Source organism: Castellaniella sp. WN (genome assembly GCF_054457555.1).
The window spans coordinates 1,910,395-1,929,424 of sequence record NZ_JBTKZC010000001.1; the positions used below are offsets into that span (position 1 = coordinate 1,910,395).

General features: G+C 65.4%; 21 protein-coding genes and 1 pseudogene. 10 read left to right on the top strand and 12 right to left on the bottom strand.

Translation table 11 applies throughout. From position 1 onward, the window contains the following. Window positions 1-40 precede the first annotated feature (40 nt). Window positions 41-1,159: a ribonucleotide-diphosphate reductase subunit beta gene (locus tag ACTPOE_RS08865; protein WP_458871847.1), complete on the top strand. Its 1,119-nt coding sequence runs from the start codon at window positions 41-43 to the stop codon at window positions 1,157-1,159. Window positions 1,160-1,220: 61 nt separating this feature from the next. After that, a complete protein-coding gene (locus tag ACTPOE_RS08870) occupies window positions 1,221-1,451 on the top strand; it encodes a glutaredoxin family protein (protein ID WP_458871848.1) in 231 nt (76 codons plus the stop codon). Window positions 1,452-1,484: 33 nt separating this feature from the next. Here ACTPOE_RS08870 and ACTPOE_RS08875 read toward each other — a convergent pair whose 3' ends face one another. From ACTPOE_RS08875 to ACTPOE_RS08885, 3 genes and pseudogenes are all read right to left on the bottom strand, one after another. Next, a complete protein-coding gene (locus tag ACTPOE_RS08875; protein ID WP_458871849.1) occupies window positions 1,485-1,796 on the bottom strand; it encodes a helix-turn-helix domain-containing protein in 312 nt (103 codons plus the stop codon). Next, window positions 1,793-1,939 carry a type II toxin-antitoxin system HigB family toxin gene (locus ACTPOE_RS08880; protein WP_458871850.1) on the bottom strand — a complete coding sequence of 49 codons (147 nt, stop codon included), beginning with the start codon at window positions 1,937-1,939 and terminating at the stop codon, window positions 1,793-1,795. The genes ACTPOE_RS08875 and ACTPOE_RS08880 overlap by 4 nt, the downstream gene beginning before the upstream one ends. A gap of 74 nt (window positions 1,940-2,013) precedes the next feature. Then, window positions 2,014-2,202, bottom strand: a pseudogene (locus tag ACTPOE_RS08885) (phosphonoacetaldehyde hydrolase); the annotation flags it as partial. Between the two features lie 79 nt (window positions 2,203-2,281). Between ACTPOE_RS08885 and ACTPOE_RS08890 the strand changes: the two are divergent. Next, window positions 2,282-3,445, top strand: a complete 1,164-nt coding sequence (locus tag ACTPOE_RS08890) for a fumarylacetoacetate hydrolase family protein (protein WP_458871851.1) — start codon at window positions 2,282-2,284, stop codon at window positions 3,443-3,445. 87 nt (window positions 3,446-3,532) lie between these two features. Here ACTPOE_RS08890 and ACTPOE_RS08895 read toward each other — a convergent pair whose 3' ends face one another. Further along, on the bottom strand, window positions 3,533-5,053 hold the full coding sequence (locus tag ACTPOE_RS08895; protein ID WP_458871852.1) for a UxaA family hydrolase: 1,521 nt from the start codon (window positions 5,051-5,053) through the stop codon (window positions 3,533-3,535). 144 nt (window positions 5,054-5,197) lie between these two features. After that, a complete protein-coding gene (locus ACTPOE_RS08900) occupies window positions 5,198-5,956 on the bottom strand; it encodes a FadR/GntR family transcriptional regulator (RefSeq protein ID WP_458871853.1) in 759 nt (252 codons plus the stop codon). Window positions 5,957-6,129: 173 nt separating this feature from the next. Here ACTPOE_RS08900 and ACTPOE_RS08905 point away from each other — a divergent pair, with 173 nt between their 5' ends. Genes ACTPOE_RS08905 through ACTPOE_RS08925 form a run of 5 tightly spaced genes read left to right on the top strand, consistent with a single transcriptional unit; the run spans window position 6,130 to window position 10,442 of the window. Further along, window positions 6,130-6,813 (top strand): amino acid ABC transporter permease, encoded by a 684-nt coding sequence (locus ACTPOE_RS08905; protein ID WP_458871854.1) that lies wholly within the window; start codon window positions 6,130-6,132, stop codon window positions 6,811-6,813. 9 nt (window positions 6,814-6,822) lie between these two features. After that, window positions 6,823-7,470: an amino acid ABC transporter permease gene (locus ACTPOE_RS08910; RefSeq protein WP_458871856.1), complete on the top strand. Its 648-nt coding sequence runs from the start codon at window positions 6,823-6,825 to the stop codon at window positions 7,468-7,470. A gap of 27 nt (window positions 7,471-7,497) precedes the next feature. Further along, entirely contained in the window at window positions 7,498-8,232 is a 735-nt protein-coding gene (locus ACTPOE_RS08915; RefSeq protein WP_458871857.1) for an amino acid ABC transporter ATP-binding protein, read from the top strand. Between the two features lie 47 nt (window positions 8,233-8,279). Then, entirely contained in the window at window positions 8,280-9,104 is an 825-nt protein-coding gene (locus ACTPOE_RS08920) for a transporter substrate-binding domain-containing protein (RefSeq protein WP_458871858.1), read from the top strand. A gap of 51 nt (window positions 9,105-9,155) precedes the next feature. Further along, window positions 9,156-10,442 (top strand): L-fuconate dehydratase, encoded by a 1,287-nt coding sequence (locus ACTPOE_RS08925; protein WP_458871859.1) that lies wholly within the window; start codon window positions 9,156-9,158, stop codon window positions 10,440-10,442. On the opposite strand, the gene ACTPOE_RS08930 is transcribed toward ACTPOE_RS08925, so the two are convergent. The 6 genes from ACTPOE_RS08930 to ACTPOE_RS08955 are packed head-to-tail and all read right to left on the bottom strand — an operon-like array spanning window position 10,436 to window position 15,055. Continuing rightward, window positions 10,436-11,182 carry an amino acid ABC transporter ATP-binding protein gene (locus tag ACTPOE_RS08930; RefSeq protein WP_458871860.1) on the bottom strand — a complete coding sequence of 249 codons (747 nt, stop codon included), beginning with the start codon at window positions 11,180-11,182 and terminating at the stop codon, window positions 10,436-10,438. The two genes, ACTPOE_RS08925 and ACTPOE_RS08930, sit on opposite strands and share 7 nt — an antisense overlap. 31 nt (window positions 11,183-11,213) lie before the next feature. Then, window positions 11,214-12,056: a transporter substrate-binding domain-containing protein gene (locus tag ACTPOE_RS08935; RefSeq protein WP_458871861.1), complete on the bottom strand. Its 843-nt coding sequence runs from the start codon at window positions 12,054-12,056 to the stop codon at window positions 11,214-11,216. Between the two features lie 40 nt (window positions 12,057-12,096). Continuing rightward, the gene (locus tag ACTPOE_RS08940) at window positions 12,097-12,747 is read right to left on the bottom strand and encodes an amino acid ABC transporter permease (RefSeq protein ID WP_458871862.1); all 651 of its coding nucleotides are present in this window, start codon (window positions 12,745-12,747) and stop codon (window positions 12,097-12,099) included. 1 nt (window position 12,748) lies between these two features. Continuing rightward, complete coding sequence (locus ACTPOE_RS08945) at window positions 12,749-13,420, bottom strand: amino acid ABC transporter permease (protein ID WP_458871863.1); 672 nt, start codon at window positions 13,418-13,420, stop codon at window positions 12,749-12,751. A 5-nt stretch (window positions 13,421-13,425) separates the two neighbouring features. Further along, window positions 13,426-14,283, bottom strand: coding sequence for a fumarylacetoacetate hydrolase family protein (locus tag ACTPOE_RS08950; RefSeq protein WP_458871864.1), 858 nt, complete (start codon window positions 14,281-14,283; stop codon window positions 13,426-13,428). A gap of 25 nt (window positions 14,284-14,308) precedes the next feature. Then, window positions 14,309-15,055 carry an SDR family oxidoreductase gene (locus tag ACTPOE_RS08955; protein WP_458871865.1) on the bottom strand — a complete coding sequence of 249 codons (747 nt, stop codon included), beginning with the start codon at window positions 15,053-15,055 and terminating at the stop codon, window positions 14,309-14,311. Window positions 15,056-15,384: 329 nt separating this feature from the next. On the opposite strand from ACTPOE_RS08955, the gene ACTPOE_RS08960 reads away from it, so the two are divergent. Continuing rightward, window positions 15,385-16,203 carry an IclR family transcriptional regulator gene (locus ACTPOE_RS08960; RefSeq protein WP_458871866.1) on the top strand — a complete coding sequence of 273 codons (819 nt, stop codon included), beginning with the start codon at window positions 15,385-15,387 and terminating at the stop codon, window positions 16,201-16,203. Window positions 16,204-16,225: 22 nt separating this feature from the next. Here ACTPOE_RS08960 and ACTPOE_RS08965 read toward each other — a convergent pair whose 3' ends face one another. Next, window positions 16,226-17,674, bottom strand: coding sequence for an NAD-dependent succinate-semialdehyde dehydrogenase (locus ACTPOE_RS08965; RefSeq protein WP_458871867.1), 1,449 nt, complete (start codon window positions 17,672-17,674; stop codon window positions 16,226-16,228). A 166-nt stretch (window positions 17,675-17,840) separates the two neighbouring features. Between ACTPOE_RS08965 and ACTPOE_RS08970 the strand changes: the two genes are divergently transcribed. Next, window positions 17,841-19,004 (top strand): PQQ-dependent sugar dehydrogenase, encoded by a 1,164-nt coding sequence (locus ACTPOE_RS08970; RefSeq protein ID WP_458871868.1) that lies wholly within the window; start codon window positions 17,841-17,843, stop codon window positions 19,002-19,004. The last annotated feature ends 26 nt before the right edge of the window (window positions 19,005-19,030 follow it).

Sequence of the window (19,030 nt, forward strand, 5' to 3'; positions counted from 1 at the left end):
CCGGGATCCCGACCGCCCTCATCCCTGGCACGACCCGAAAATGACCCAAAAAGCCCTGCCCACCAAGATCTTCAACACCGAAAAGTCCGACTACGCCTTCCCGGAAATCATCCTGGGCCAGGACCTGGGCCTGTTCGACACGATCAACAAGTTCTATCCCGAGATCTGGAAGCTCTACAAGACGCTGAAGAACCAGGATTGGGACGAGAACGAGTTCGACTATTCCACCTGCAACGTGCAGTTCAAGACCTGCGACCGCCATACCTACGACATGATGGTCAAGACCCTGGCGTGGCAATGGGAGGCCGACAGCGTCGCCTCGCGCTCCATCGCCGCCGTGCTGGCCCCGGTCTGCACCAGCAGCGAGGCCTGGTCCGGCTGGGTGGAGATCACCAAGAACGAGATCGTCCACGCCGCGACGTATTCCGAAATCGTCCGCAACAGCTTCGACAACCCGGACGACATCCTCAACGAGATCCTGTCGGTCAAGGAAGCCATCAGCCGCCTGCGCGTCGTCAGCGAGGTCTTCAACCGGGCCTTCGAAGTCAGCTACGACTACGCCCGGGGCCAGCGCGAGAACGACCAGGAAACCTACAACGCCATCTATCTGTTCATCGTCGCCGTGCTGTGCATGGAGCGCATCCAGTTCCTGGCCTCGTTCGCCGTGACCTTCGGCATCTGCGACGGCACGGGCCTGTTCCAGCCCATCGGCAAAGCGGTCCAGAAGATCGCGCAGGACGAGTTCGAGGTCCACGTCCAGTACGGCAAGGAAGTCTTGCGCGCCATGTTCAAGACCGAGCGCGGTCGTACCGCCTTCGAGCAATGCCGGGACAAGATCGTCCAGATGATCGACGAGGTCACCGCCAGCGAGTCCGAATGGACCGACTACGCCTTCTCCGAAGGCCGCGAACTCACCGGCGTGACCTGCCAGATGATGAAGGACTGGGTCCATTTCAGCGCCACCGACGTGGCCCGCTTCTTCAACGTCGAGGACCGGGTGTCCTTCCCGATCATCACCGAGAACCCCCTGAAATACATGGAAAGCTGGCTCAACATGAGCAAGGTCCAGGCCTCCAACCAGGAGGAGGACACCGCCCAGTACAAGGTCGGCGTGATGAAGCGCGACGACGAGAACGAAGTGTTCGACGTGGATTTCTGAGTCCGCCGAATCCGCGCCCCCTCCCCAATCCGATCAACCCGACGACCACAAAGGATCCGACATGGCCATCACCGTCTATTCGAAGCCCAACTGCCCGCAATGCGAACTCACCAAGCGCGACATGGACATCCTGGGCATCGAGTACGAAACCGTGGACCTGACCCAGCGCCAGGACCAGCTCGAACGCCTGATCGACCTGGGCCACCGCAGCGCCCCCGTGGTGGAAACCGACCGCGGCACCTGGTCGGGCTACGACCAGGAGAAGATCAAGGGACTGGTGTCCTACGCCTGAACGTCACGCGCCTGAGCGAACCTCGGCGCGCGATCACAGAAAGGTCGCCGCCGACACGCCGAACCGTTCACTCAACGCCCTGACCTGCCGGATATTCAGTTCCCGCTTGCCAGCCAGGATCTCCGACACCACACCCTGGCTGCCGATTTCCGGCAGATCCCCCACGATATCCGCCAACTCCATCGCCGGGTGAGCGGGATCGCCCGCCGCTGCCTCAAGCAAGGACTCGAGCACCTCGGTCATCCAGACATAATGGGCTTCATCCCGGATGGGCGCGATATCGGTGGCGGCACGGAATCGTTCCCAGGCCGGCAACAGCCGCTTCATATCGATCGGCGCGTTCATGATTTCCAGGTCCCCTGATCATAGTCCCGGTGGGTCAGCACCGCTTTGACATACACGATCTGTTGCTCGAACCGGACATAGGCGACAAGGCGATACTTGTTCCCGCCGATATCGAACACCACCCACGGGCCGACCTTGTCCACCGCGTTGAAAGCAGCCTTGAGGCGGCCCAGTTGGCGAACGCATTCTTTTCGATGACCCGTCGCCAGCCCTGCAGATCCCGTTTCGCCAGCCCCATGGGGCCGCGCGCCTCGTCCAGGACGATCGCCACGCCCGCCTCGGCGAAGACATCGACCAGGACCTGGGTCGGGGCGAAGGAGCCGAAATCGACGATGGTGCCGGCCCAGTCGAAGATGTCGGTGTCGATGGCGCCGGCGGCCCGGCGGGGCAGGGAGGATTCGTTCATGGACGGGGTCGGAGTCATGTATGATCGGACGATACCCTCTTTTTATCATCGCTCCGGGTCTTTCCATCCCGCGCCTCTCATGCATGACACAAGCTCGATTCTTCCGTCCGACGCAGAACAGGCCTTGCTGATCGGGCGCATCCATGATCCACACGATCAAGGCCCCAGCGTCGTCGCCCTCCGGGGCCGCGACCTGGTCGATCTGACCGACCGATTCCCAACCGTCTCCGAGCTGCTGAACCAGGACGACCCCGCCGCGATCGTGGCCCAGGCGACGCCCGCCCGCTGGCGGTTCGACGCGGTGGCGCGCGCCACGCTCGCCGGCGATCCGGCGGCGCCGCGTTTCGTGGCCCCCTGCGATCTCCAGGTCATCAAGGCGTGCGGCGTCACATTCGCCGGCAGCATGCTCGAGCGCGTCATCGAGGAAAAAGCGGGCGGCAACCCCCAGGACGCCGTCCGCATCCGTCACGAGATCGGCCAGGCGATCGGCACGGCCATTTCCAGCATTCGCCCCGGGTCGAAGGAAGCCGAAGAGGCGCGCCGCTACCTGATTCAGGAAGGCCTGTGGTCGCAATACCTGGAGGTCGGTATCGGCCCGGACGCCGAGGTCTTCACCAAGGCTCCGGTGCTGTCGGCGGTGGGGACCGGCGCGGCCATCGGCATCCTGAAGGCTTCGCAGTGGAACAACCCGGAACCGGAACTGGTCCTGGCGGTGGACGCCGGCGGCCGGATCCGCGGCGTCACGCTGGGCAACGACGTGAACCTGCGCGACATCGAAGGCCGCAGCGCCCTGCTGCTGGGCAAGGCCAAGGACAACAATGCCTCGTGCGCCATCGGTCCCTTCATCCGGCTGTTCGACGCGCATTTCACCCTGGAGGACGCCCGCGCGCTCGAAATCCGCCTGAACGTGACCGGCGAGGACGGCTTCGCCCTGGACGGCCACAGTTCGATCAGCCGGATCAGCCGCGACCTGACCGATCTGGCGGCCCAGACCTGCGGCCTCCATCACCAGTATCCGGATGGTTTCATGCTGTTCACCGGCACCTTGTTCGCGCCCACGGAAGACCGCGACGCCCCCGGCCAGGGCTTCACTCACAAGCCGGGCGACGTGGTGCGGATCAGTTCGCCCCGCCTGGGGACGCTGGTCAACCGCGTGACCTACAGCGAAGAAGCGCCTCCCTGGACGGGCGGCATCGCCTGGCTGATGCGCAACCTGGCACGGCGCGGCCTGCTCTCCGCCTGACGTCAGCCCCTCCGCGCGGTCCGGCGCCCGCCGCCCGCGCCACACCGAGGCACCGCGCTGCTCGGCATCCCCGGACCGCCCGGAGCGTCAGACCGTGGCCCCGATCTGCCAGGGAGCGAACTCGTTCTGGCCGTAGCCGTAGAGCTCGCTCTTGGTCCGCGTGCCCGAGGCGGTCTCCAAAATCAGGCGGTAGATCTTCTCGCCCAACCCGTCGATCGTGTCCTGTCCGGTGACGATCGTCCCGCAATTCAGATCGATGTCCTCGCTCTGCCGCTCCCAACAGGCATTGTTGGTGCTGAACTTGAGCGAAGGCGCCGGCATGCAGCCGTAGGCCGATCCCCGGCCGGTCGTGAAACAGATCATGTTGGCGCCCGAAGCCACCTGCCCGGTGGCCGAGACCGGGTCGAAACCCGGCGAATCCATGAAGACGAGCCCGCGCGCGCGCACCGGCTCGGCATAGCACAGCACGTCGTTCAGGTTCGTGGTGCCGGCCTTGGCCACTGCGCCCAGCGACTTTTCCAGGATGGTCGTCAGGCCGCCCGCCTTGTTGCCGGCCGATGGATTGTTGTTCATCTCGGCGTGGTTGCGCGCGCAATAGTCTTTCCACCAGGCGATTCGGGCAACCAGCTTCTCGCCGACCTCGGGGCTGACCGCCCGCTGGGTCAGCAGGTGTTCGGCGCCATAGATTTCCGGGGTCTCGGACAGAATCGCGGTGCCGCCCGCCGCCACCAGCCGGTCCACCGCCGCGCCCAGGGCGGGATTGGCGGTGATGCCCGAATAGCCGTCCGAGCCGCCGCACTGCAACCCGATCACCAGATGAGAGGCGGACACGGGCTCGCGCCGCACGTCATTGGCCGCCGGCAGCATTTCGCGCACCTTGGCAACGCCCCGGGCCACGGCCTTGCCCGTGCCGCCGGCGTCCTGGATGGAATACGTATGCAGTCGCGGGCCTTCATGCAGATCGCCCGCGGCCATCACGCCGGCGATCTGATTCGTCTCGCACCCCAGGCCGATCAGCAGGATCGAATGGAAATTGGCGTGTCGCGCGTAGCCAGCCAGCGTCCGGCGCAAGGTGTCGATGGCCTCGCCCCGCGCGGCCATGCCGCATCCCGTGGTGTGCGTCAATGCCACGATCCCGTCCACCTGGGGATAATCCCGCAGGGCCGCCGGATTGATGTCGCGGCGGAAATGATCGGCGACGGCGCGCGCCACCGTGGCCGAACAGTTGACCGTGGTCAGGATGCCGATGTAGTTGCGCGTCGCCACCCGCCCGTCGGGGCGGCGCAGGCCCATGAACGTGTCCCGCCGCGGATCGACCGCCACATCCTTTTTCCGCTGGCAGAAATCGTATTCACGATGCAGGTCGGCCATGTGCAGATTATGGACGTGCACATGCTGCCCGGCCTCGATGGCGCAGCTGGCCGCACCGATGACCTGGCCGTAGCGGTAGACGGGCTCGCCGGCCGCTATCGCCCGGGCGGCCAGCTTGTGCCCGGCGGGCACCAGCCCCCGGACGTCGCCCCCGTCGACCCGGTCCCCGGGCATGAGCTGCTCGGTGGCGATCAGGACATTGTCCGCCTCATGCAGGCGGATGACGTTTTTCTGCATGTGAGCCTCGCTGAATCAATGAGCCGGACACAATGGGTCCGGCCGGAGCGCTAGTGTCCTGTCTGGCTAATTCCGATCCTTACCTTCGGCGCCCGGGCTGGCCATGCATCCGAATTCAAGTGACCAAACCAACCAGACAGGGCACTAGCCGATCACGGCCATCAGGCGGGCATGAGCCCGCATCAGATGCCGGTACATGGCCGCCTGGGCCTGCAGCGGGTCGCGGGCCGCGACGGCATCGTAGATTTCCTGATGTTCCCGCACCGCTTCCAGCCAGACCGATTCGGTATCGAACAGGCGATGCATGGAGTCGCCGATCGGCGTGTAGCGCTGGTCGAACAGTTCTTCAAGCGTCTGGATCAGCAGGCGATTATGGGTCGTGGAGGACAGGGTGACGTGGAACAGGCGGTCGGCGTCGGCCAGAGGCTTGTCTCCGGCGCGATCGCGCGTTCCGACCGCCCGGTGCATGGCCTCGACGCTGGCGCCCAGCGTCTTGAGCTGCTCGCGGGTGATGAATCGCGCCGCATGCGCGGCCACCCCGCCCTCCAGGAAATACCGGGTCTGGCTCACATCCTGCGGACTATGGCCCATCAGCGAAACATCATGGTCGGAGGCCAGGGACGGCGCGTCAGTGTCGGCATCCTCCGTTGAGGAGTCCCGCTTCAGGTAGATGCCCGACCCAACCCGGATTTCGATCTCGCCTTGCAGTTCCAGCACGATCAGGGCCTCGCGCAGACTGGGCCGGGAAATTCTGAGCTGCTGCGCGAGCTCCCGCTCGGAAGGCAACCGCGCACCTGCCGGAATCGCCATCCGGCGGATTTCCCGTCGCAGCGCATCCGCGACCTGCATGTACCCCCGCGTGCGGTCCACGACATGAATCGAAACGTCCGCTGCCTTTTCCATGAAGAATCTCCACTTCCCCGACGCAATCCGCCGACAGCTCCATTCTATCTGGTATGACCGGTAATACAAAAATCAGGGAAATCCATAACTGGTTTTACCGGTCAGTCCTTTTAGACTATCACCAGCCATCGAAACCCTACACCGGCCGCCAGCCGGCCAGCGAGGCTCCAAGCATGACTTATCAATTCGATTTCGGCGCGGTGCTGCGGTACTGGCCCCTGTTCCTCCAGGGGGTAGAAACCACGCTGGTGATGTCGTTCTGGTCCACCCTGGCCGGGTTCGTCATGGGCGTGGGCTGCGCCATCGCCCGCAGTTCGGGCAGCCCGCTCCTGAGGCGAATCGTGGGCGCCTACGTCGAAGTCATCCGCAACACCCCCCTCATCATCCAGAGCTATTTCCTGATCTTCGGCCTGTCCAGCATCGGCCTCACCCTGTCGATCCTGACCGGCGCCATCCTCGCCCTGGTGATCAACATCACGGCCTATACCTGCGAGATCGTGCGCGCCGGGATCGAAGCCGTACCCCGCAGCCAGCGCGAGGCCGGCGAGTGCCTGGGCTTGTCTCCCCTGCAGGTCTACTGGCACATCATCCTCGTGCCAGCGCTGGAGCGCGTCTACCCCGCCCTGACCAGCCAGTTCGTGCTGCTGATGCTGGTGACCAGCCTGCTGTCGGCCGTGGGCACGGAAGACCTGTTCGGTATTTCGGGCAACATCCAGGCCCTCACCTTCCGCAACTTCGAGGTCTTCATCGTGCTGTGGGTGGTGTACCTGGCCATGTCGGCGCTGGTGCGCGGCACCTTCGCGCTGGCCGGCAAATTCTTGTTCGTGCGCAAGCGCAAGCTCGGCACCCCGCTCTGAGGCATCGCCATGAACCAGGAACAAGCACTGTATCTGCTGGCCGGTGCATGGGGCACCGTACTGCTCTCCGCCCTGACCTTCGCCTGCTCGGCCCTGCTGGGCCTGGCCATCGCCCTGATGCGCGTATCCGGCAACCGGGCTGTCAGGAGCACCGCCTTCGGCTACATCAACATCATCCAGGGCACGCCGCTGCTGGTGATCATGGGTATCTGCTTCTACGGACCGTCGATCTTCGGTGCCGCCGAGACATCGCCGCTGTTCGCGGCCGTCCTGGCCCTGACGGTCCACGCCGCCGCGTTCCTCGGAGAAATCTGGCGCGGCTGCATCGAGTCCGTGCCCCGCAACCAATGGGAAGCCGCAGAATGCCTGGGGTTGAACCGCGTCCAGCGCATGTTCAAGGTCATCCTGCCGCAAGCCTTCAAGATCGCCGTGCCGCCCACCGTGGGCTTCATGGTCCAGATCGTCAAGAACACCTCGTTCGCGTCCCTGGTCATCGGTTTCGCCGAGCTGTCCTACAACGCCAAGATCCTCAACAACTCGACCTTCAAGCCCTTCCTCTATTTCGGCGCGGCGGCGGTCCTGTATTTCCTCATCTGCTACCCCCTGTCCTGGTTCAGCCTCCGGCTCGAACGCAAGCTCACGATCGTGCGCAGCTAAGACACGGATCCCCGAAGGAGTCTCCCCATGACGGAAGTCGTACGCCTCAGCAACGTCCACAAGCGGTTCGGCGACAACCATGTCCTCAAGGGCATCGACCTCAGCATCCGCAAGGGCGAGATCGTGGCCATCATCGGCCAGAGCGGGTCCGGAAAGAGCACGGTCCTGCGCTGCATGGATCACCTGGAAACCATCGACCAGGGGGAAATCACGGTCTGCGGCCACACCTTCGGCACGGGAATCTCCAGCACGGACCTGAAAAAGCTGCGCCAGGACGTCGGAATCGTCTTCCAGAGCTACAACCTGTTCCCCCACCTGACCGTCGAGCGGAACATTACGCTGGCCCCCAGGTCCGTGCGCAAGCTGCCCGCCGAACACGCCAGGAAGATCGCCGTCGACGTGCTCGACCAGGTCGGGCTGGGCGACAAGGCGGCCGCCTACCCGGAACAGCTGTCGGGCGGGCAGCAGCAGCGCGTGGCCATCGCCCGGTCCCTCGCCATGGATCCCCAGCTCATGCTGTTCGACGAAGTGACTTCGGCGCTGGATCCGCAGCTGACCGGCGAGGTGCTCCGGGTCATCGAGAAACTCGCCGCGGGCGGGATGACCATGGTGCTGGTCACCCACGAAATGGCTTTCGCCATGAAGGTCGCCCACCGGGTGGTCTTCATGCACCAGGGAAGGATCCACGAACAGGGCGGCGCGGACATCCTGCGCAACCCCCAGACCGCCGAACTGCGGCAATTCATCAGCAACGGACTCTGACCGGCCTCGCCGGCCGGAAAGCGCCGACATTCCAAAGGAGACACACCATGACCACCTCATTCCCACTGAACCGCGGCCTGGCCGCCCTGGCCGTGAGCGCCGCCACGCTGCTGGCCGCCCTGACGCCGGCGCACGCCAACACGCTGGAACAGGTCCAGCAGCAGAAGACCCTGCGCGTCGCCATCGACCTCAACGCGCCGCCCTACGGCATGAAGGACGCCAGCCTGAAGGAAACGGGCTCGGACGTGGAGACTGCGCAGCTGCTGGCCAAGGACCTGGGCGTCCGGCTCGAGATCGTGCCCACCACACAGGCCAACCGCATCCCGTTCCTGCTGACGAACAAGGCCGACGTGGTGATCTCCAGCCTGACGATCACGCCGCAACGCCAGGAAGTCGTCGATTTCACCATCCCCTACGCGGCCATCCAGTCGATCATCGCCGCGCCGGAAAGCGAGCCCATCTCGTCGATGAACGACCTGGCCGGAAAGACCGTGGTGACCGCGCGCGGCACGACCAACGACGCCAACGTGACCAAGCTCGCGCCCGCGGGCACGAACATCGTGCGCTTCGAGAATGACGCCACCGCCATGACCGCTGTCACCAGCGGCCGGGGCAGCATCTATTCCGGCGCACCGGCCATCATCGCGTCGCTGAACAAGCAATTGGCGGAAAACGGCAAACCGCCGCTGGTCACCAAAGTCGTCATGGCCACGTCCATGCTGGGCATCGGCGTAGCGAAGAACAACCCGCAGCTCCTCGAGAAAATGAACGAGCTGATCCGCAAGACCCTGAAGAGCGGCGAACTGAATGTCATCTACAAGAAATACCACGGCGCCGATCTGCCGACCGAAATCGTGGCCGAAGGCAAATAGGCGCTCAGGCCCGACGCAATCTCCTTGAATAATGTGAACAGGCTTCAGACCATGACTCTCATCCAATCCATCGAAGTACTGGACGTCCGCTTCCCGACATCCGCTCATCTGGACGGCTCGGATGCCATGAACCCGGATCCGGACTACTCGGCTGCCTACGCCATCCTGCGCACGGACGTCGACGGGCTCGAGGGCCATGGCCTGACCTTCACCATCGGACGCGGCACGGAAATCTGCTGCGCCGCGATCGAGGCCCTGAAACCCCGGCTCATCGGCCTGGACCTGCAATGGATCGCCGAGGACATGGGACGCTTCTGGCGCCACATGACCTCGGACAGCCAGCTGCGCTGGATCGGTCCCGACAAGGGCGCCATCCACCTGGCCACCGCGACACTGGTCAACGCCGTCTGGGACCTCTGGGCCAAAGCCGAAGGCAAGCCGGTCTGGCGGCTGGTGGCCGACATGACGCCGGAGCAGATCGTCCGGCTGATCGACTTCCGCTACATCACCGACTGCATCACGCCGGACGAGGCGCTCGAACTGCTGACGCAGCGGGCCGCCGGCAAGGCCGGGCGCCTGGAAGCGCTGGAACGCGACGGCTACCCCTGCTACACGACCTCCGCCGGATGGCTGGGCTACGATGACGACAAGCTGCGGCACCTGGCCACGCAGGCCGTGCAGGCCGGCTTCTCGCACATCAAGCTCAAGGTGGGACGCGATCTGGAGGACGACATCCGCCGGGTGCGGATCGCCCGTGAGGTCCTGGGAGACGACCGCCATCTGATGATCGACGCCAACCAGGTCTGGGAAGTCGATCAGGCCATCCCCTGGCTGGAGCGGCTGGCTTTCGCCAAGCCCTGGTTCATCGAGGAACCCACCAGCCCGGACGATGTCGCGGGACACCGGCGCATCCGCCAGGCCATGCAGGGCCGCATGCAGGTCGCCACCGGCGAAATGTGCCAGAACCGCGTACTGTTCAAGCAGTTCATCATGGGGTCAGCGGTGGACGTGGTGCAGATCGACGCCTGCCGGCTCGGCGGCGTCAACGAGGCGCTGGCCGTCATGCTGATGGCCGCCAGGCACGGCCTGAAAGTCTGCCCCCATGCCGGCGGCGTGGGCCTGTGCGAATACGTCCAGCACCTGTCGATGATCGACTATCTGTGCTTCGCCGCCACCAAGGAAGGCCGCGTCATCGAGTACGTCGATCACCTGCACGAGCACTTCGTCGACCCTTGCCGGATCCAGCGGGCCGCCTACATGCCGCCGACCCGGCCCGGCTACTCGATCGAGATGAAGCGGGAATCGCTGGAGCGCTACCGCTTCCGTCCGGCTCAGTGACTCAGGATCTGCCCGAGGAACGCCTGGGCCTTGGGGTGCCGGGGCGCGCCGAAGAACTGATCCGGCGCCGCCTGTTCAAGGATCTCGCCATCCGCCATGAAGACGACCCGATCCGCCACGCTGCGCGCGAAGCCCATTTCATGGGTGACGCACAGCATGGTGATGCCGTCCGAGGCCAGCTCGATCATGGTGTCCAGCACTTCCTTGACCATTTCGGGATCCAGGGCCGAGGTCGGCTCGTCGAACAGCATGATCTCGGGCTTCATGCACAGCGCCCGCGCGATGGCCACGCGCTGCTGCTGTCCCCCGGACAGCTGGCTGGGATACTTGCCGGCCTGGTCGGGAATGCGCACGCGCGACAGGTAGTGCATGGCGATCTCGCGCGCCGCGGCCTTGTCCAGGCCCTGGGACTTCATGGGCGAAAGCATGCAGTTCTCCAGCACGGTCAGGTGCGGGAACAGATTGAACTGCTGGAACACCATGCCGACGTGGCGCCGGATCTTCTCGGCGTTGTGGCGGTTCTCGGTGATGTCGATGCCGGCCACGACGATGCGCCCCCGCTGGATCGTCTCCAGACCATTGATGCAGCGGATCAGCGTCGATTTGCCGGAACCCGACGGCCCGCAGATGACGATGCGCTCGCCGGCCGCGACATCGAGATCGATGTCCTTGAGCACCTTGAACTGGCCGTACCACTTCTCGACCCCGGCGAACCGGACGATGGGCTGATTGTCTTTCATGGGCAGCGGTCCTGGGGCGGCGCGTGAAGGATCACGCGCCGCGACAAGCGGTTATTGAGCGGGTTGGGTGACCTGATGCGGGCAACGGCGTGTGCAGCCACTGCTCGAACAGCGCGTTCAGCTTGCCGCTGGCCAGATCGGCGGCGATGAAATCGTTCATCGCCTTCAGCAATTCGGGCCGGTCCTTGCGCATGGCGATCGCCATGCGCTGTTCGTTGATCACGTACAGGACCTTGTACTTCCCTGGAAAGCGCTTCTGCACGTCGGCGGCGATCACCGACGACGTGCCGACCGCGTCGATCTGTCCGACGAGCATGGCCTGCAGCGCCGAGGCGTCGTCGTCGAAGCGATGCAGCTTCGTGCCCTCGGGCGCGACCTTGGTCACGCCGATGTCCGTGGTGCTGGCGCGGGGCACGCCGATCTTGTATTTGGGGAAATCCGCCGGAGAGGAAATGCCCACGTCCGCGGGGCCCAGCAGGACCATGCTGGCCGCCGAATAGGGCCGGGAGAACTGAACCTGCTTTTCACGCTCGGGCGTGATCGCCAGCGAAGCCACCAGCACGTCGGCCTTGTCGGTCAGCAGGAACGGAATACGGTTGGGCCCCGTCATGACCACGTATTCCAGCTTGAGTCCATAGTGATCGGCCAGCAGCTTCGCCACCCCGCCGTCGTAGCCGCTGGGCCGGTTGTTGGCGTCCGCGGCCGCGTAGGGGGGCCAGTCGACCAGGACGCCGACCTTGATCGTGCCGCGGTCCTTCACCTGCTGCCAATAGCTGTCGGCCGCGACGGCGGAACCCGCCGAAGCCGCCAGCAGCGTACCCAGGACCGGGACCAGCAGCCTCTTCAGGATTTTCGATAGAACCAGACCTTGCATGATTGTCTCCTTTGATGATTCATTGTGTGAAATGCGGCGATCAGCGCAGGGAAGCCGACAGCCGATACTCCAGGCGCCGCGACAGCCGGGACAACGGCCAGCACAGGCAGAAGTACAGGAAAGCCACGAACGAGAACACGGCGACCGGGGCGAACGTGGCGTTGTTGATGATCTGACCGGTGCGGGTCAGTTCGGTGAAGCCGATGATGGCCGTCAGGGACGTGCCCTTGATGATCTGCACCATGAAGCCCACGGTGGGCGGCACGGCGATCTTGAAAGCCTGCGGCAGCACCACATGCCGCAACCGGTCGAAGCCGCTCAGGTTCAGGGCGCAGGCGGCCTCGGTCTGCCCCCGGGGCACGGCTTCGATACAGCCGCGCCAGATGTCGCCCAGGAAGGCGCTGGTGTTCAGGATCAGCGCCACCCCGGCGGCCAGCCAGGGATCGACGTCCAGCCCCAGGATCGGAAAGCCGAAGAAGATCAGGAACAGCTGCATCAGCAGAGGCGTGCCCTGGAACAGGATGATGAATGCGCGCGCCGGGTGGACGAACCAGCGGCTGCGCGCCGTCCTGGCCAGCGCGACCGCCAGACCCCCCAGGCTGCCGCCGATCAGCGCGATCGCCGCCAGGGCCAGCGTCCAGCGCGCCGACATCAGGATCGACTCGAAATCCAGCGCGGACAGTTCACGCATTTCAGCGGCCCTCCGGGTAATAGAGGCAATTGCGCCAGATCAGCCGGAACAGGCCCATGAACATCAGGGACAGCGCGAAGTAGATGATGGTGACCGTGATGTAGATCTCGAAACTGCGGAAGGTCTCGGACTGGATGTTGGCCGCCACGGAGGCCAGGTCGTCCGCCGAGACCGCCGACACGATGCTGGAGGTCAGCATCAGCAGGATGAACTGGCTGGACAGCGCCGGGAAGATCGTCTTCAGCGCGGGCCGCAGCACGACGTGCAGGAAGACCTGGTAGCGCTTCAGGTTCAGCGCCATGCCGGCCTCGACCTGGCCCTTGGGAACGGCCTCGATGCCCGCGCGCAGGATCTCGGTCGCGAACGCGCCGAGATTCACGAACATGGTCACCAGGGCGGCCGTCGTCGCGGTCATCCGCACCCCCAGGGACGGCAGGGCGAAAAAGAAGAAGAACAGCTGGACCAGGAACGGCGTGTTGCGGATGACCTCGATGTAGGCGTCGATCGCCAGGCGCAGCGGGCGGCCGCCATGGCTCTTGCCCCAGGAGCAGAAAATGGCGATCAGCAGGCCGATCACCATGGCCCCCAGGGAGAGCTGGATGGTGTTCAGCGTCCCCCGCAGCAGCAGGGGCCACGACTCGAGGACGGCGTCGAACTGGAACTGATAATGCATGACAGTCAGTCGAGCAGTGAAGCGTCCCAGGCCAGCACCCGCTGGCATTGTTCGCCCAGGCCCTCGATGCCGAGCCGGACCGTGTCGCCCTGCTTGAGATAGACCGGCGGCTTCTGCCCGAGCCCGACGCCCGGAGGCGTGCCCGTGGAAATGATGTCCCCCGGGTACAGGGTCGTGAAGCGGCTGATGTAATGCACCAGCGTGGCCACATCGAAGATCATGGTCTTGCTGTTGCCGTCCTGGTAGCGCCTGCCATTGACCTCCAGCCACATGGCCAGATTCTGCGGATCGGCGATTTCATCGGTGGTCACCAGCCAGGGACCGATGGGGCCGAAGGTGTCGCAGCCCTTGCCCTTGTCCCAGGTGCCGCCGCGTTCGATCTGGTACTCGCGCTCGGACACGTCGTTGATGACGCAATAGCCGGCCACGTGGGACAGCGCGGCTTCCTTGGACACATACCGGGCCTTGCTGCCGATGACGACGCCCAGCTCGACCTCCCAGTCGGTCTTGACCGAGCCCTGGGGCATGACGATGGGGTCATGGGCACCCGACGGGCGCGACCACTTGTTGAACAGGATCGGTTCCGCGGGGACCTCGGCCCCGGTCTCGGCCGCGTGGTCGCTGTAGTTCAGTCCCACGCACAGGAACTTGCCCGGATCGCGGAACGGCACGCCGATCCGGCCCGGCGCCGCGATCAGCGGCAGCGTGTGCGGATCGATCGCCCGCAGGGCGGCCAGCGCGGCGGGCCGCAGGGACTCGGCCGTGATGTCGTCGATGACGGCGGACAGATCGCGGATACCGCCCTGGGCATCGACCAGAGCCGGTTTTTCCTGGCCCACCGGGCCGTGTCGCAGCAATTTCATTGGGTTTCTCCTGGAGGGCCGCGGATCAGTTGACCCAGCCGCCGTCGATGATGTTGATGGTGCCGGTCGTATAGCCGGATTCGTCGCCGGCCAGATAGACGGCCAACGAAGCGATTTCCTCGGGGGTGCCCAGGCGGCCGATGGGCTGGCGCGCCACGAAGGCGTCGCGCACCTGGTCAAGGGAGGCGACCTGCGCCTGCGCCTGGGCCCGCATGCGGTCGCGCAGTGACGGCGATTCGACCGTTCCCGGGCAGATGGCGTTGCAGCGGATGCCCCGGCCCACGAAGTCGGCCGCGATGGCCTTGCTCAGGCCGATGACCGCCGCCTTGGTCGTGCCATACACGAAACGGTTGGGCACCCCCTTGATGCTGGAGGCGACCGACGACACGTTGACGATGGACCCCGCCCCCTTGTCGAGCATGCCCGGCAGCACGGCGCGGCACATTTCATACATGGACGTGACGTTCAGCCCGAACGAAAAATCCCAGGCCTCGCGGCTGCATTCGAGAATGGACCCGCTGTCCACGTAGCCGGCGCAGTTGAAGAGCACATCGACCGAGCCGATCCCGGCCACCAGCGCCGCGATGGCGGCGGGATCCGTGACGTCGAGCACGCGGGCCTCGCAGCCCGACAGCGCGCGCAGTGCCTCTTCGTTGATGTCGGTGGCGATGACCCGGGCGCCCTCGCTCTGGAAGCGCTGCGCCGTGGCCTTGCCGATGCCATTGCCCGCCGCGGTGACGAGCGCGGTTTTTCCGGAAAGACGACCTGCCATTTGTTCATGCTCCTTGTCTTGCGAGCCGGAGAATCGATCCATGAACGCCTGTGGATCGGGTCGCCGGTTCAGTGAGTAGCGGAAATCATTTCCTCATATGAAAATTGATTTCTTATTTGAATTAAAGGCTATGTTATCCATAATTCATTCCTGAACAAGGAGATAGATTATTTTATTGCTTAGTGCTTACCCTATAAATTGTAAATTTTCAGAAAAAACCCTATTTTTTATTTTTTATATGAATTTATAATTTTTCTGATGAAAATTTATCCGCCGCATGGGCATCTCGACAGCCCCATGCCCAACCGGGAATGATGTTTCGAATGGACATGACCGACCCGCCGGCCGATACCGGTCCGGCCCAGGCCCCCGCCGGGGAAACCGTGCGCTACAGCGCCCCCGCCCTGGACAAGGGGCTGGACATCCTGGAAGCCCTCAGCAGGACGGCCGAAGGCTGCACGCTGAAGGAACTGGCCGACGCCCTGAACCGCAACGTCAGCCAGATTTTCCGCATGGTGGTGGCGCTGCACCGGCGAGGCTACATCCAGTCCGACGCCAACGACCGCTACACACTCACGCTGAAGATGTTCTGCCTGGCGCACCGCCAGCCGCCCCTCAAGCGCATGATCCAGACGGCGCTGCCGCTGCTCGACGAACTGGCGGAACGGGCGCGCCAGTCCTGCCACCTGGCCGTGTACGAACAGGGACGCAGCGTGGTCATCGCTCAGGTCGACGGCCCCGACCGCTGGTCCTTCGGGCTGAAGACCGGCTCGTTCATGGGGCTGACGGACACGTCCTCCGGGCACATCCTGCTGGCCTACCAGGACGAGATCGGCCGGGCGCGCATGCTGCGCAACCACAGCAAGGTCGAAGGCGAGATCGACATGGACCCCGGCCACCTGCTTTCCCTGCTCGCCGACGCGCGGCGCGCGGGCTGCTCGGTGATGCCCAGCAAGCAGATACAGGGCGTCACCAACATCGCCTTCCCCGTGCACGGCCTGAACCACAAGGTGGTGGCCGCCGTCAACGTGCCGTACATCGCACGCATCGACGCGGCCGCCACCCCTTCCATCGAAGAGGTCAAACGCATCCAGGCCGATATCTGCGCGCGCCTGTCGCGAAATCTGGGGGCCGACGAAAGCGACTGACCGCCGTCCCCCCGGCGGGGCATCAAATAATCCCCACAGCCGACACCGTCTTGGTGTTCAGATAGGCTTCCAGCGCCTCGGGACCGCCTTCCGAACCGTAGCCCGAATCCTTGACCCCGCCGAACGGCAGCTCGGCCGAAGGCGTGGCCGGCTGATTGACCCACAACATGCCGGCCTCGACCCGGCCCATCAGTTGCTGCACATTGCGCAGCGAGCGGGTGAAGGCGTAGGCGGACAGGCCGTAGGGCAGGCGGTTGGCCTCGGCGATGGCCTCGTCCAGGAGGTCGAAGGCGCGGATGCCCGCCACCGGACCGAAAGGTTCGTTGTTGAACAGATCGGCCTCGGTGGAGAGCCCGGCGATGATGGTCGGCGCGAAGAAATTGCCCGCATCGCCGACGCGCGCACCGCCCGTCAGGATCTCGGCGCCACGCTGGCGGGCGTCCTCGACCACTTTGGTCATGGCGGTGATGCGGCGCGCATTGGCCAGCGGCCCCAGGGTGGTGCCCTCGGCCAGGCCGTCGCCCAGTTTCAGGGATTCGGCGTGGCGCACGAATGCGCGGGTGAATTCATTGACCAGGCTGCTGTGCACCAGAAAGCGCGTGGGCGAGATGCAGACCTGCCCGGCATTGCGGAACTTGCTGGAGGCGGAGACCTTGATCGCCAGCTCGACGTCGGCGTCCTCGGCCACGATCACCGGCGCATGGCCGCCCAGTTCCATGGACACCCGCTTCATGTGGGCGCCCGCCAGCGCGGCCAGTTGCTTGCCGACCGGCGTGGAACCGGTGAACGTGACTTTGCGGATGACGGGATGCGGAATCAGGTAGCCGGAGATTTCCGCCGGATTGCCGTACACCAGGCCCACCACGCCGGGCGGCAGGCCGGCATCCACAAAGACCTGCAGCAGCGCCGCCGGCGAGGCCGGGGTTTCTTCCGGCGCCTTGCACAGGAAGGAGCAGCCGGTCGCCAGCGCGGCGGCCAGCTTGCGCACCACCTGATTGATGGGAAAATTCCAGGGCGTGAAGGCCGCAACCGGTCCCACAGGTTCCTTGAGGGCCAGTTGCAGCGCGGCGGGATTGCGCGGCGGGACGACGCGGCCGTAGACGCGCAGCCCCTCGTCGGCGAACCATTCGATGATCGTGGCGCCCGCCAGGGTTTCGATCCGCGCTTCGGCCAGCGGCTTGCCCTGTTCCCGGGTCATCAGGCGGGCGATGTCCTCTGCGCGTTCGCGCAGCAGGCCCGCCGCACGGCGCATGAGGGCGGCGCGGTCATACGCCGTGGTGTTGCGCCAGGTTTCGAAGCCCCGCCGGGCGGCGGCCAGCGCGCGGTCCAGGTCAGGGATGCCGGCATGGGCCACCCGGCCGATCACCTTGCCGGTTGCAGGGTTGAGCACGTCCAGTGTCCGGCCATCGGCCGCATCGACCCATTGGTTGTCGATCAAGAGCCGGGTGTCGGGGTAGACGGTAGAGGTCATCGTGGAAATCGTCATCGTTCGGAACCGGAAGATTGGAGGGAATGGGACGAGATGCCGTCCGATCCGATGAGTATAGATCTCGACGGACACCTTGATGACCCCACGTCCGCCGACTATAAATCGAGATGGAACCCTGATCGGACGATCTCCGGAAGGCATGCCCACGATGACGAACCGCCCCGCCCTCTCCGCCCTGCTGGCGCTGGCCGCGCTGCTGGTCCTGGCGCCAGCCGGCGCCCACTGCGCGTCTCCGGAAAATGCCTCTCCGGCAAACGCCGGTCCGCTCCCGCCGGACACGGCCGTTCCGTTTACCATACAGCGGATCGCCGCCTTCGACCATCCCTGGGCGATCGCCTTCCTGCCCGACGGGCGCCTGATCCTCACTGAAAAGGCCGGCCGCATGCTCCTCGTCACGCGGGCCGGCGCCAGCACCGTCGTCGACGGTGTGCCAGCGGTCTACGACCGGGGCCAGAACGGCCTGCTGGACGCGGTCCCCTCGCCGGACTTCGCCCGGGACCGCCTGCTGTATTTCACCCGCGTGGCGCCCGGGGACGGCGGCGGCGCGCTGGTCCTGGCCCGCGCCCGGCTGGACGAGTCCGGCGGCCGGGTGCGCCTGCGGAACCCGGAGACCCTGTGGCGCCAGCGGCCCGCCAGCCGCGGCGGCCAGCCCGGCGGCATCATCGCCTTTTCGCCCGACGGACGGCATCTGTTCCTGACGGTCGGCGACCGGATGGAGCCTGAGACGGCCCAGGATCCCGATGCCGCCCGAGGCAAGATCCTGCGCCTGAACCCGGACGGCTCGGCACCGCCGGACAACCCCATGGCCGGACAGGCCGGCATCCGCGCCCTGACCTGGAGCACGGGCCACCGCAATCCCTACGGCCTGGCCTTCGCGCCGGACGGCACGCTGTGGGAACATGAGATGGGGCCGCGCGGCGGCGACGAGCTGAACCGGATCCGGCACGGCGGCAACTACGGCTGGCCGGAAGTCTCGAACGGGGACCAGTACAGCGGCCGGCCCATTCCCCGGCACGCCACCCGGCCGGAGTTCGACGCGCCCGCGCTCTACTGGACACCGGTGATCGCGCCAGCCGGACTGGTCTTCTACCAGGGCGCGGAATTCCCCGCCTGGCGGGGCTCGGCCCTGATCGGCGGCCTGCGCGCCGAGGGTCTGGTACGCGTGACGTTCAATGCGGACGGCAATACCCGTCAGGCGGACCGTTGGCCGCTGGGCCGGCGCATCCGCGACGTGGCGGTGGCGCCCGACGGCGCGGTCTGGGTGATCGAGGACGGCGCCGACGCGGGATTGCTGCGGCTCACGAGAAAGTGAGCCAGACACCGACACAGCCCCGATCC

What these genes read in the sequence shown, in the direction of transcription:
- ACTPOE_RS08870 (WP_458871848.1), top strand. Translation starts at nt 1,221, where the DNA reads ATGGCCATCACCGTCTATTCGAAGCCCAACTGCCCGCAATGCGAACTC.
- ACTPOE_RS08930 (WP_458871860.1), bottom strand. Translation starts at nt 11,182, where the DNA reads ATGAAAGACAATCAGCCCATCGTCCGGTTCGCCGGGGTCGAGAAGTGG.
- ACTPOE_RS08865 (WP_458871847.1), top strand. Translation starts at nt 41, where the DNA reads ATGACCCAAAAAGCCCTGCCCACCAAGATCTTCAACACCGAAAAGTCC.
- ACTPOE_RS08945 (WP_458871863.1), bottom strand. Translation starts at nt 13,420, where the DNA reads ATGCATTATCAGTTCCAGTTCGACGCCGTCCTCGAGTCGTGGCCCCTG.
- ACTPOE_RS08905 (WP_458871854.1), top strand. Translation starts at nt 6,130, where the DNA reads ATGACTTATCAATTCGATTTCGGCGCGGTGCTGCGGTACTGGCCCCTG.
- ACTPOE_RS08965 (WP_458871867.1), bottom strand. Translation starts at nt 17,674, where the DNA reads ATGACCTCTACCGTCTACCCCGACACCCGGCTCTTGATCGACAACCAA.
- ACTPOE_RS08935 (WP_458871861.1), bottom strand. Translation starts at nt 12,056, where the DNA reads ATGCAAGGTCTGGTTCTATCGAAAATCCTGAAGAGGCTGCTGGTCCCG.
- ACTPOE_RS08920 (WP_458871858.1), top strand. Translation starts at nt 8,280, where the DNA reads ATGACCACCTCATTCCCACTGAACCGCGGCCTGGCCGCCCTGGCCGTG.
- ACTPOE_RS08970 (WP_458871868.1), top strand. Translation starts at nt 17,841, where the DNA reads ATGACGAACCGCCCCGCCCTCTCCGCCCTGCTGGCGCTGGCCGCGCTG.
- ACTPOE_RS08925 (WP_458871859.1), top strand. Translation starts at nt 9,156, where the DNA reads ATGACTCTCATCCAATCCATCGAAGTACTGGACGTCCGCTTCCCGACA.
- ACTPOE_RS08875 (WP_458871849.1), bottom strand. Translation starts at nt 1,796, where the DNA reads ATGAACGCGCCGATCGATATGAAGCGGCTGTTGCCGGCCTGGGAACGA.
- ACTPOE_RS08960 (WP_458871866.1), top strand. Translation starts at nt 15,385, where the DNA reads ATGACCGACCCGCCGGCCGATACCGGTCCGGCCCAGGCCCCCGCCGGG.
- ACTPOE_RS08915 (WP_458871857.1), top strand. Translation starts at nt 7,498, where the DNA reads ATGACGGAAGTCGTACGCCTCAGCAACGTCCACAAGCGGTTCGGCGAC.
- ACTPOE_RS08940 (WP_458871862.1), bottom strand. Translation starts at nt 12,747, where the DNA reads ATGCGTGAACTGTCCGCGCTGGATTTCGAGTCGATCCTGATGTCGGCG.
- ACTPOE_RS08950 (WP_458871864.1), bottom strand. Translation starts at nt 14,283, where the DNA reads ATGAAATTGCTGCGACACGGCCCGGTGGGCCAGGAAAAACCGGCTCTG.
- ACTPOE_RS08900 (WP_458871853.1), bottom strand. Translation starts at nt 5,956, where the DNA reads ATGGAAAAGGCAGCGGACGTTTCGATTCATGTCGTGGACCGCACGCGG.
- ACTPOE_RS08895 (WP_458871852.1), bottom strand. Translation starts at nt 5,053, where the DNA reads ATGCAGAAAAACGTCATCCGCCTGCATGAGGCGGACAATGTCCTGATC.
- ACTPOE_RS08890 (WP_458871851.1), top strand. Translation starts at nt 2,282, where the DNA reads ATGCATGACACAAGCTCGATTCTTCCGTCCGACGCAGAACAGGCCTTG.
- ACTPOE_RS08910 (WP_458871856.1), top strand. Translation starts at nt 6,823, where the DNA reads ATGAACCAGGAACAAGCACTGTATCTGCTGGCCGGTGCATGGGGCACC.
- ACTPOE_RS08955 (WP_458871865.1), bottom strand. Translation starts at nt 15,055, where the DNA reads ATGGCAGGTCGTCTTTCCGGAAAAACCGCGCTCGTCACCGCGGCGGGC.